Genomic DNA, 10,683 nt, shown 5'->3' on the forward strand with positions numbered 1-10,683 from the left:
TTCACGCAACGAAACTATACACAAACCGTTGGCTACAATTTGAATGAGAAACTTAATTTACATATTAATCGGACTTTTTTGCTTAAGTGCAAATGCTCAACTGATAAATGATGAATCATACTTGGATTTAGACTTTTTAAAATTCAAGAATGAGTTATTGAATTGTGTTATAAAAAAAGATACGACCAAGTTAAAAGAATTTCTTGCTGAAAGAGTTTATGAAAGTAAAGATGTTTGCGGTTATCCGGGATGTAACCAAACGGACTTTTTAAAATACTATTTCAAAGAAGGCGCAGAGGAATCTTGGAATGATATGCTTAAAATATTAAGATTTGGATTTATCCGAGCTGTTGACGAAAATCCTGAAAGAATTGTTCCACACGACTCAATAATTTTTTACGGACCTTCTTACTTAAAGAACGTTGATTCAGACAATGAGGTAATAATTCTTGGAGAAAATGTAAATATTAGAGAAAAGCCAAGTTTAAAAGCTAAAGTAATTAGAAAAGCATCATTTGAAAAATTTAACTGTGATTGCAACATTCTGACTACAAAAAAAACGACTTATCAAACCGTTGATGGAATAAATTGGCTGGAAATAAAACTTGAAACAGGAGAAATAGGTTATGTTTCTGCAGATTTGACATCTTACGAATTGATTAAGGAAATGACAATTGCTAAAGTAAATGGAGAATGGAAAATCATATCATTTTTTCAAGAACCAGGATGTTAAAAAACTGTAGCCAACAACGTGTATAATTCATTGCTTCTGATTTTCCTTTCGGAAAATCCTCGCGCTGAATTATCGCTTTTGTTTTTTTACTAAATTAGTTGCTGTAACACGCAACAAATCATACACAACACGTTGTGCAACATTGTAACGAATAAGAAAATCATATATGAAACATCTTTTCAACATAGTTCTATTATTTGTTTATATATCTTCCTTTTCACAAGAAGAAAATTCTTTTTTACTTGGAAAGTGGAAAATGATAAGCATCGAAACCCATCTTTTGAGTTATAATACTATTACGGATTCCCTCTCTTATTCAGAAGATTTTAAAAAGATGATTCCTGAATTTCTTAAAAAGTATAAGGATATAGATGCTATAAATGAATACCATAAAAAACAAAATTCAAATAATTACTTTGTTTTTAATGAAGATGGTAGTTATTTAAGAATAACTAATAATAAAATTACTATCGAGGGTAAATACAAAGTTAAACCTTCGAAACAGGTAATTGAAATTCGTTTTAAAAGTAGCAGAAATAAAATTGAAAAAAGTTCAATGAAATATTCAGTCAAAGATGATGATTTATATTTAACATTGACATTTGATGATATAAAAGGGAAAAAAATTAGACCAACTAATTTTATCCTAAGAAAACAACTTATAAAAGATTAAAAACGTTGCACAACACCGTGTATAATTCATTGCTTCTGATTTTCCTCACGGAAAATCCTCGCAACTTTGCTATCTTAGTTTCTTAACCCGAAAATCCTAGCGGATTTTCACGCAACGAAACTATACACAAACCGTTGTACAACATTAGATAAAAAAATTCACTTTTGACTGAAATCTTAAATTTCATTACTGACTTCATAAGAATTGACATTTTTGTTGGATTCGGATTTTACTCAATAATCTACTTCATTTTGAGAGCTTTATTAAAAGACAAAACAGTTCTTTCAGATTTTGACAAAAGTGCTGTTCAGTTAATAATTTATCTAGGCTTTGTCTGGATTATTTTGTGGCTTTTCGGAATTATGGTTTTCTATTTAGGATTAGAAAATGAGAAGGAAAAAGTGGAATATATCAATCGATTGACGGGAAAATATGCTTACGCAATATGGATTCAACCAATATTTTGGTTTTTGTTGACCCAGGCATATCGAATACGATTCATAAAAAAATATTTAATTAATAGAATTATAATCAGTCTACTCTTTGTTATAACATTTGAACGATTTGTAATTCTAGTAGTAACATTACACCGCGATTACTTACCAAGTAGTTGGACCTTAAGTAAGGAATACGGAATTGATACAGGAGTTATGGTTGTTGGACTATTGGGGAAAATTTTAGTTTCTTTAGTAGTTTTCTGTTTGTACCATTTCGGAATGAAAAAATTAAAAAACGTTGTACAACACCGTGTATAATTCATTGCTTCCGATTTTCCTCGCGGAAAATCCTCGCAACTTTACTATCTTAGTTTCTTAACTCTGAAAATCCTGCGGATTTTCACGCAACGAAACTATACACAAACCGTTGTGCAACATTGACCAAAAAATGAAATTTCTCCGTTTTTTAAAGAAAAAACTAAACCAATTGGATAATATCCAAGAGAATAATCGGATTGAAAAAATTACCGAACAACCTACTGTTCTCTCTGATTCGAAAACAGAATTAAATGACCAAAATATTGACAGAACAAATTGGACTGGAGAAAATTTCGAGTTTCTAATAACTGGAGTTGATGAAATCCCAAATGAAGAATACGACAGAATAATGACTCCCATTTCGTTTGAATGGAAAAAAGTGATCAAAGACGATTGTCCATTTTATATTGTTGGAGAAGATGAATTTAGTTTCTCTTGGGAAATACCTGGAATTCAATTCACTTTCAATGGAAACGTGAAATATGAAAAAGCAAAAAAGATTGCGGACGAAATAATCGAGAATATTAATTCAATCGGACAAAAAGCTGAATTAATAGTTTTAGAGAAAAACAAAGTTTACCGATTTGAATAAAAAATGTTTCACAACATTTAAGAAAGAATCAAATCACCAATTTAATACCTAAACAATCCAACTATGACCATATCTGAATTAAATGACAAACGATGGATAAAAGTAATCGCTAATGGACTTTTGATTTGGATAACCATTATGACATTCCTCGCATTTTTAATATTAAATCGATATTCCAATGTTTATGAGATAACAGAAAATGCAAAGAGAATTTCTATTGACTTGAATAGTCCGTTTATAGCGGGCGGATTGATTTTAACAATTGGTCTTTTTTGTATGATTATGTCCAAAATTATTAAATCAAATATTCTGATAATAGGATTTGGAATTTTAGCATTGGTAGTTTATTATCTAAAAATGTTATGGATAGGAATATAAAAACGTTGCACAACACAGTGTATAATTCATTGCTTCCGATTTTCCTCACGGAAAATCCTCGCAACTTTACTATCTTAGTTTCTTAACCCGAAAATCCTGCGGATTTTCACGCAACGAAACTATACACAAACCGTTACCCAACATTTTAAAAAAAAAAATTGACCGCTAAAACTAAATACATAATTCTGATTTTAGGAATTTCAGCATTTGGTTTGTCTTTTTATAACAAATACAACGCTTATACTGAGACAAGTTTTAATCCTGTTGAATTGCAATACGCTAAAGTATTTTTTGGAATTGGAATTTTATGCGTTGGACTATATTATTTCAATAAAAATTGGCAGAATTTAATGACCAAAATAATGATTGGAGCATTTGGAATTTGTTTAGTTCTAAACCTATACTTGATTGCTCAAATCTACGAAAGTGTACAAATCCAAAACCAACTTTCTGAATATCACGAATTGGATTGCGAAAAAATAACAGACCGATTCAAAGCTGACTTAAAAAATAAAGAGATTAAATATTTTTCTGGTGGATTTGTTGGTTCAGGAAATTTATCGAAAAATGTTAAGAAATACGGAATAGAAAACTTTGAACTTGGTTGTCAGGTTTATGACAATCTAGAATGCTATAATAAACTTGTAAGAAATTATCTGAAAGACAAAGAGAATATTAATATTAATGAACTTTTTGAATAATAAAAAACGTTGGGTAACAACGTGTATAATTCATTGCTTCTGATTTTCCTCGCGGAAAATCCTCGCAACTTTGCTATCTTAGTTTCTTAACCCGAAAATCCTATCGGATTTTCACGCAACGAAACTATACACAAACCGTTGTGCCTAATTTGAAAAATGATCACGACAATAAATAAATCTTGGAATTGGAAAGGTTTTAAAGCTTCCAAAATTATACTCACGAATGACTTTGGAAACGTGATCTTTCAAACTGACAAAGGTGACTTTTGGAGATTAATTCCAGAAGACATTACCTGTGACAAAATCGCTGACAACGAATTAGAACTTAAACAAATTCTTGACGACCTAGAATTCGAGATCGATTGGGAAATGGCAAAATTAGTTGACTTAGCAAAAAGCAAACTTGGACAATTAAAGACTGGACAGAAATATTGTTTGAAAGTGCCTTCAATTTTAGGCGGAGTTTTTAAAGAGAATAATTTGGCGAAAATTGACTTCAAAGAATTAATTGCTGTCAGTGGCGAAATAGGCTTTCAAATAAAAGACATGAAAGACGGTGATAAATTTGAAATTAAGATAAAAAACTAGGCACAACAAAGTGCAAAAAATAGCGCGGGTTGACGGCCAAACGAAAGGTTAAGTCTAGTTGGCTAGCTTTGTTTTCGGCCGACAAAAACGTACTTTTAAACGCGCCATTATTTTGCACAAACCGTTGCCCACAATTAAAAACCGAATCGAATGAAAATAATAAATATAATACTTATGTGTTTGATTTGGACATTTTATGGCTATAGTCAAAATGACCAAAATTCTCTTGAATTCTACTCATTTAAAGAAATTGAGTTTAATCATACTGATGATAAATGTGGAGAATGGGGAGGAAATAATGAATCAATTGTTGTTTTTCGAACTGAATATAAAGGTCCATTATTTATCGAATATAGAAAACGTATAATGGATTGTAAAAAAGATCCTATTATTCATTACGAAAGAAAAGACTACGACGAAAAGAAAATGATTAAATCGACAAAAGAAGATTTAAAACTTATTGAATTATGTATTCAAGAGCTTGTTGAAATGAAATTATCCAACCAAGCGTTAATAGCTCATAGTGGAATTAACAATGAAATAATTAGTCGAGATAGTACCCTTGTAATAAGAGATTATCCATCGAAAGAGTGGTTGAATTTTAACAAACTGAAAAAAAGAATACTTGAAAAATAACTGTGGGCAACAATGTATAACCGCAATTACGGCGGATTCGACTACGTCCGAATCCACTCGGAATTGCTAAGGTCAGTGCCAAACCGAAAAAAAAAGTAAACCAAACCGATAACTGACGGTTATACGAACCGTTAGGCATAAGTTAAACTGAATGAAACCATACGACCACGAGAAAAGAAGAAAATCGATAGTTAGAATTGATTTTGAGAAAAGACAAAAAGGACTCACAGATTCTGACTATAAAAACGAATACCTTGAAGTTAATTCTGTAGAACTAGATTTAAAAGAAAATCTTTATAGAATATTCAATTACGAGTATTTCAAAAATGATTTAAAGGACAATAAATTGACACTTGTTCATCCACATTTATGGCAAGACCCATTTGAAAACTTTTTTTTAAGAGCAAAAGGTAAAACACAAGACGGATTAGAAGTATCTTTTGAACCTGTTAGAAATTCATATTACAGTCAGTGTTGGTCGTTGAAACAAGAATGTGATGGACTATGGAGAAATTACAAAGGCGAAAATGAATTTGCTATTCAAGTTAAAACTAATACTCAAAAGCTTTTTGAAGCTGTTTATGATATAAACAATAAGTTTCATTACTTATCTTATTTTATTGGCAAAGTAGAGTATGTTGAAAATGAAGAATATGTAAAATACTTTGACAAAAAAGTTGATTTCACAAATTTTCAAAGTGGTATGGAATTCGCTTTAACTTTATTAATAAAAAGAATACCATTTGCTTACGAAGAAGAAGTTAGAATTATTGTAAAAACTGAAAGTGATACACAACATGATAACTCTTCTAACATTCTTCGCATTGATTTAAACTTAAATGACATTATTGAAGAGATAGTTTTTGACCCTTGGGTATCCGATGAAATTTTGAAAGAAAAAACAAAAGAACTTATTGATTTGGGATACACTGGAAAAATAAAAAAATCAGAACTTTATAAAGGTCCTGACTTTACCATAAATATGTAAAACCTATGCCTAACAATGGCTATAAGTAATTGCTTGTTCTCGCCTACTTCTGAAAATCCTCGAGGATTTTCAGTTCGGTTTGTACTTGCAAAGTTAATCGCTAAACCACGCAACTACTCATAGCCGAGCCGTTGTGTGTAATATAACGCAACCTAAAAACAACTTTTGCATCTATTAAAAAAGCAAAATATGAAAAAGAAAATCTTGATTGCTTTCTTCTCTCTAAATCTTATCAGTTTGATAAGTTGCTTTGAACAATGCAAAGATTACGAGTTTTATGACTACAAAAATATTGAGGTATCCGTTCAAAACCCTTACGTGATGGAAAATGACAGTCTTTCCTTTGGCGTGAGATATCTTGAGACTGAGTACCTATCAAGTCTAAAAACAAATTTTAATTTCGGTAATAATCTTTATGCGACAATTGACTGTGATAAAGGTTATGGTGGAGATAAATATCCGCTGACTAGAATTTCAATTACTAGCGATTCGGATTTTAACTCTAACCTTCCTGCTGATACTGAATTAAACGAATTCGTGTCCATTAGAGGAACAAATTCTAATGGAGATTACGTACTTGGAAATGTTAATAATTTTCTTCCTTCTCAAGTCAATCTTGGATACATGTATCTAACAATCCGACCGAGTAATAATGAGCCTCTAAAAATTACCATAGAAATTGAAAAGATAAACGGGGAAATTTTATCAGCAACATCCGAACTAATTACATGGGAATAAAAACTACACACAACATCATGTATAATTCATTGCTTCCGATTTTCCTCACGGAAAATCATCGCAAGTTTACTATCTTAGTTTCTTAACACGAAAATCCTACGGATTTTCACGCAACGAAACTATACACAAACCGTTGGCAAACATTAATACCGATAATGCGTATATACGAAAAAGTTAAATACACGAAACCGACAGAATTGTTGGTTTTGCTTTTTTCGACTGCCTTTGTTTTTTATTTTACTATCAAAATATTAAACGAATTCTTAAATGGTTCAATACTCAAATTAGTAATCGGACTTTTAGTTTCTATAATCTATTTTGTTGCAATTAAAAAGTTAATCATAAAATCAACTGACTTCAAATTAACTTCCAACCGATTGGAATGGAACAATGAAAAAATAGAATTTGAAAATGTTGAAAGTTATAAAATACATTGGTTAAAAGGTGCTGGACTTAAACTAACACTAACTGACGGAACAACAAAAAGATTAAGTTCAAATAGTAACTTTTGTAATTCGGACAAGTTTGTTGAATTAATGCGAGATTTAGATAAAGCTTTAGTAAGCCATAACAAGGGAAAAATAAAACGACAAGATTCCATAATGGAAACTAAATTCGGACTTTACTTAGCTATTATGTTGACCGCTATTATAGTTGTTTTTATAACCTATTCTCTGATTGTAAACAGAAAAATAAACCTATCTAATTTAACCTTGATAACAGTATGTTTAGTTACTATTTGGAGTGGTGTAATAATAAAAAAATAACGTTTGCCAACACCGTGTATAATTCATTGCTTCCGATTTTCCTCACGGAAAATCCTCGCAACTTTACTATCTTAGTTTCTTAACCCTGAAAATCCTTCGGATTTTCACGCAACGAAACTATACACAAACCGTTAGGCAATATTTGAAAATGACTAAAACTGAATTTTTTATACTTTGGGCAATCTCAATTGTAATTTACTTTTTTACATTTCAAATTAGTCTGACCTTAACTGTATTTTTATCGCTGATTTTAATTATTGGTTATGTTTTTTATAAAAGCAATTATGTCAACTCTCTAAATCAAAAAATCCACAGCGGAGAATTAAAATATTTAGAATTTAAAAACAAAAAATCCATACTCGAATTATTTGCTATCCCAATTATTTATTTAATTCTAAACATAGTGTCATTAACCAAGATAATTGACCTCGACGGAAATTTAATATTACTAAATCTGTTGTTGTTATTTGTCCCGAGTATTTCAATGTTTATAATCAATTTTCAAAATCCCGAATTGAATAACGGACTGATAATCGGACAAGAATATTATCAAAAAGGAGTTACAGGTTCAAAAATTAGAAAAAGAGAACTGAATGTTAATCGAGGAAGGAATGCGTCTGAATTAATCATTGAGAACTCAAAAAATGGAAAAAAGGATACGTACGAATTTGAAAATCCCGATTTAACATTCACCGAATTAAAAAACATTGCCTAACACAGTGTATAATTCATTGCTTCTGATTTTCCTCACGGAAAATCCTCGCAATTTTGCTACCTTAGTTTCTTAACTCGAAAATCCTGCGGATTTTCACGCAACGAAACTATACACAAACCGTTGGCAATAATTATGAACATCAGATTCTTTAATATTTTAATTCTGTTATTGACTTCTAAATTGGTGTTTTCGCAATCCATTTCAAATAAAGAATTCAGAAAGTCAGAGTGGTTTACTTCAAATAAAGACAGTCTTTTTTATAAATCTGATACTCTTAAATTTATCAGGTGTTCTAATCCCATAAAAGGATTCAATGATTTATTTGAAGAGTCAGAATATTATGACGACACTGAATCGATCATTTTAAAGTTTGTGGGGAATAAATACTTGAATTTTTACGATAAAAAGTATCATATGTATTCGCTTGATCTAAGAAAATGGAACTTGAACAAAAAGGATTCAATCTTGATAATAAATAATAAAAAAGAAAATGAACTAACATTTAAGATTATTAAACTGGAAAAAGTAATTTTTAAAAATGACCAAAAGGAATTCGAAACGACCGAAATGTCAGTTGTAAAAAAATAACTATTGCCAACACAGTGTATAATTCATTGCTTCTGATTTTCCTCACGGAAAATCCTCGCAACTTTACTATCTTAGTTCCTTAACCCTGAAAATCCTGCGGATTTTCACGCAACGAAACTATACACAAACCGTTGTAGCCAATTAGCACAGAATGCTTGGAATTCCATCATATAAACCAAAATTTCATACTAAACCTGAGAGTTTTAAGAATGAATTTGAGAAAACTCTATCGGAACTCATCGGAAAAAAAATTGACCGATTTTGGGTTATGTGGGATATTAATGAAAATGAATGGCTTGCCGATGGACCAGTAATACTAGAATTGGATGGAAACAGATTTGAGTTTACAGTATATCAGCTAACTGATTTCAGTTTGACTATAAACTCTTTTGAATTATCAGAGAAACTGGATTGGTACGGGAGCGGAAACGAAATGCCTCTTGAATGGAAAGAAAATGGAAAGCCAGAATTGGTTAAAAACTTGAGCAAACCGATAACTGGAATTAATATCTTGACTTATTCAATGGATAGTGAATTTCTTACCGGAATTGAATTTGTACTAGAAAAAGAGTCAGATTCTGATAATGAAAATTTCTTTTCTATTTATAATGGACTTGACCAAAATGAAATGAATAAAATTGAAATACAACACGACAACCAAATAAAACGAATAAAAATAACTGGCTACAACACTGTATAACCGCAATTACGGCGGATTCGACTACGTCCGAATCCACTCGGAATTGCTAACACCCGTTCTAAAACAAAAATACAGTATATTTAATCCGATAACTGACGGTTATACGGACCGTTGTACACAATTATGAAAAACCAAATCATAACATACATTTTAGTTTTATTTTCAATTTTTAGTTGTAAAAAAGATATAACTGAATTTGAACCTACTAATCCTTTTCAAAATATTCTTATTGTAGAAAAACAAGTATTTGAATTAGACACAATAAGCGTACAAGAAATTATTGGAGAAAAAGGAACAAAAATCTACTTTAATCGAGATGATTTTGACATTGACGAAAACGCTAAAGTGACTTTAGAACTAAAAGAATATTACAGTCGATTAGAACTAATATCTGACAATTTAAATACAATTACCGACAAAAACGAACTTTTAGAATCTAATGGAGTACTTTTTTTGGACTTTAAGGTTGGGGATAAAAAAATTAAATTAAAAAAAGACAAAAAATTAAAATTGCAGTTTGCGCAAGAATTCAGAAAAGAAGACAGAATTTTTAATGGAGTTTTAGATTCATTAGGACAAATAAAATGGTTTAAGAACAATGAATCATATACTGTATTTTCAATTCTCGATTATGAATTAACTTCAAGATATCGTGGTGTCGAAACTTATAGAGAAAAAATTATACCAATAGATTCAATTCAATATTATCAGGATATAAATATTGAATCAAAATGGTGGTTAAATCCACCTATACTTATTGATAATTTTGGATGGATAAATGTTGACAAATTTTTAAATCCAGACTCAAAAATAAGTTATGAATTAAGTTTAAACATAAAAAAATTGGACTATATAAACTCATTTTTCTTATACAAAGGCCTAAATTCATTTATTTCTGATTATCGAAAATCTGACAGTTTAATATTTACAGATATCCCACTAAAAAATGAAACATCCTTAATAATTATTGGTAAAAAAGGCAATGATTATTTTGCCGAAAAAAGCATTTTAAATAGTGACATTAGCGGAAAGTTAAAAATGAATTTAATCAAAATTGATTCAACCGAATTAAAAAATCTTATAAAAAAATAACTGTGTACAACACAGTGTATAATTCATTGCTTCTGATTT

General features: G+C 30.2%; 15 protein-coding genes. All 15 read left to right on the forward strand.

Features of this window, described 5'->3' with window-relative positions; genetic code table 11:
• Positions 1-43: 43 nt before the first annotated feature.
• The 15 genes from AC6I5C_RS17500 (at position 44) to AC6I5C_RS17570 (ending at position 10,644) form a co-directional block, all read left to right on the forward strand.
• Complete coding sequence (locus AC6I5C_RS17500) at positions 44-733, forward strand: SH3 domain-containing protein (protein WP_497906293.1); 690 nt, start codon at positions 44-46, stop codon at positions 731-733.
• A gap of 166 nt (positions 734-899) precedes the next feature.
• The gene (locus tag AC6I5C_RS17505) at positions 900-1,406 is read left to right on the forward strand and encodes a hypothetical protein (protein ID WP_497906294.1); all 507 of its coding nucleotides are present in this window, start codon (positions 900-902) and stop codon (positions 1,404-1,406) included.
• Positions 1,407-1,570: 164 nt separating this feature from the next.
• Positions 1,571-2,161, forward strand: coding sequence for a hypothetical protein (locus tag AC6I5C_RS17510; protein WP_497906295.1), 591 nt, complete (start codon positions 1,571-1,573; stop codon positions 2,159-2,161).
• Between the two features lie 130 nt (positions 2,162-2,291).
• Positions 2,292-2,753, forward strand: coding sequence for a hypothetical protein (locus tag AC6I5C_RS17515; RefSeq protein ID WP_497906296.1), 462 nt, complete (start codon positions 2,292-2,294; stop codon positions 2,751-2,753).
• A 63-nt stretch (positions 2,754-2,816) separates the two neighbouring features.
• Positions 2,817-3,131 (forward strand): hypothetical protein, encoded by a 315-nt coding sequence (locus tag AC6I5C_RS17520; protein WP_497906297.1) that lies wholly within the window; start codon positions 2,817-2,819, stop codon positions 3,129-3,131.
• A 158-nt stretch (positions 3,132-3,289) separates the two neighbouring features.
• The gene (locus AC6I5C_RS17525; protein WP_497906298.1) at positions 3,290-3,832 is read left to right on the forward strand and encodes a hypothetical protein; all 543 of its coding nucleotides are present in this window, start codon (positions 3,290-3,292) and stop codon (positions 3,830-3,832) included.
• A gap of 156 nt (positions 3,833-3,988) precedes the next feature.
• Complete coding sequence (locus AC6I5C_RS17530) at positions 3,989-4,420, forward strand: T6SS immunity protein Tdi1 domain-containing protein (protein WP_497906299.1); 432 nt, start codon at positions 3,989-3,991, stop codon at positions 4,418-4,420.
• A gap of 150 nt (positions 4,421-4,570) precedes the next feature.
• A complete protein-coding gene (locus AC6I5C_RS17535) occupies positions 4,571-5,056 on the forward strand; it encodes a hypothetical protein (protein ID WP_497906300.1) in 486 nt (161 codons plus the stop codon).
• 151 nt (positions 5,057-5,207) lie between these two features.
• Complete coding sequence (locus AC6I5C_RS17540) at positions 5,208-6,044, forward strand: hypothetical protein (RefSeq protein WP_497906301.1); 837 nt, start codon at positions 5,208-5,210, stop codon at positions 6,042-6,044.
• A gap of 189 nt (positions 6,045-6,233) precedes the next feature.
• On the forward strand, positions 6,234-6,782 hold the full coding sequence (locus AC6I5C_RS17545) for a hypothetical protein (protein ID WP_497906302.1): 549 nt from the start codon (positions 6,234-6,236) through the stop codon (positions 6,780-6,782).
• 155 nt (positions 6,783-6,937) lie between these two features.
• On the forward strand, positions 6,938-7,549 hold the full coding sequence (locus AC6I5C_RS17550; RefSeq protein WP_497906303.1) for a hypothetical protein: 612 nt from the start codon (positions 6,938-6,940) through the stop codon (positions 7,547-7,549).
• Between the two features lie 148 nt (positions 7,550-7,697).
• Positions 7,698-8,264, forward strand: a complete 567-nt coding sequence (locus AC6I5C_RS17555) for a hypothetical protein (RefSeq protein WP_497906304.1) — start codon at positions 7,698-7,700, stop codon at positions 8,262-8,264.
• A 132-nt stretch (positions 8,265-8,396) separates the two neighbouring features.
• Entirely contained in the window at positions 8,397-8,852 is a 456-nt protein-coding gene (locus tag AC6I5C_RS17560) for a hypothetical protein (RefSeq protein ID WP_497906305.1), read from the forward strand.
• Positions 8,853-9,003: 151 nt separating this feature from the next.
• Positions 9,004-9,552, forward strand: a complete 549-nt coding sequence (locus tag AC6I5C_RS17565; protein ID WP_497906306.1) for a hypothetical protein — start codon at positions 9,004-9,006, stop codon at positions 9,550-9,552.
• A 123-nt stretch (positions 9,553-9,675) separates the two neighbouring features.
• A complete protein-coding gene (locus AC6I5C_RS17570) occupies positions 9,676-10,644 on the forward strand; it encodes a hypothetical protein (protein WP_497906307.1) in 969 nt (322 codons plus the stop codon).
• Positions 10,645-10,683 lie beyond the last annotated feature (39 nt).

The organism is Mangrovimonas sp. sgz306409 (assembly GCF_059735265.1).

Excerpts from the sequence above, each read along its gene's own strand:
- AC6I5C_RS17530 (WP_497906299.1), top strand. The coding sequence starts at position 3,989 with ATGATCACGACAATAAATAAATCTTGGAATTGGAAAGGTTTTAAAGCT.
- AC6I5C_RS17515 (WP_497906296.1), top strand. The coding sequence starts at position 2,292 with ATGAAATTTCTCCGTTTTTTAAAGAAAAAACTAAACCAATTGGATAAT.
- AC6I5C_RS17545 (WP_497906302.1), top strand. The coding sequence starts at position 6,234 with ATGAAAAAGAAAATCTTGATTGCTTTCTTCTCTCTAAATCTTATCAGT.
- AC6I5C_RS17520 (WP_497906297.1), top strand. The coding sequence starts at position 2,817 with ATGACCATATCTGAATTAAATGACAAACGATGGATAAAAGTAATCGCT.
- AC6I5C_RS17565 (WP_497906306.1), top strand. The coding sequence starts at position 9,004 with ATGCTTGGAATTCCATCATATAAACCAAAATTTCATACTAAACCTGAG.
- AC6I5C_RS17535 (WP_497906300.1), top strand. The coding sequence starts at position 4,571 with ATGAAAATAATAAATATAATACTTATGTGTTTGATTTGGACATTTTAT.
- AC6I5C_RS17540 (WP_497906301.1), top strand. The coding sequence starts at position 5,208 with ATGAAACCATACGACCACGAGAAAAGAAGAAAATCGATAGTTAGAATT.
- AC6I5C_RS17555 (WP_497906304.1), top strand. The coding sequence starts at position 7,698 with ATGACTAAAACTGAATTTTTTATACTTTGGGCAATCTCAATTGTAATT.
- AC6I5C_RS17560 (WP_497906305.1), top strand. The coding sequence starts at position 8,397 with ATGAACATCAGATTCTTTAATATTTTAATTCTGTTATTGACTTCTAAA.
- AC6I5C_RS17505 (WP_497906294.1), top strand. The coding sequence starts at position 900 with ATGAAACATCTTTTCAACATAGTTCTATTATTTGTTTATATATCTTCC.
- AC6I5C_RS17500 (WP_497906293.1), top strand. The coding sequence starts at position 44 with ATGAGAAACTTAATTTACATATTAATCGGACTTTTTTGCTTAAGTGCA.
- AC6I5C_RS17550 (WP_497906303.1), top strand. The coding sequence starts at position 6,938 with ATGCGTATATACGAAAAAGTTAAATACACGAAACCGACAGAATTGTTG.
- AC6I5C_RS17570 (WP_497906307.1), top strand. The coding sequence starts at position 9,676 with ATGAAAAACCAAATCATAACATACATTTTAGTTTTATTTTCAATTTTT.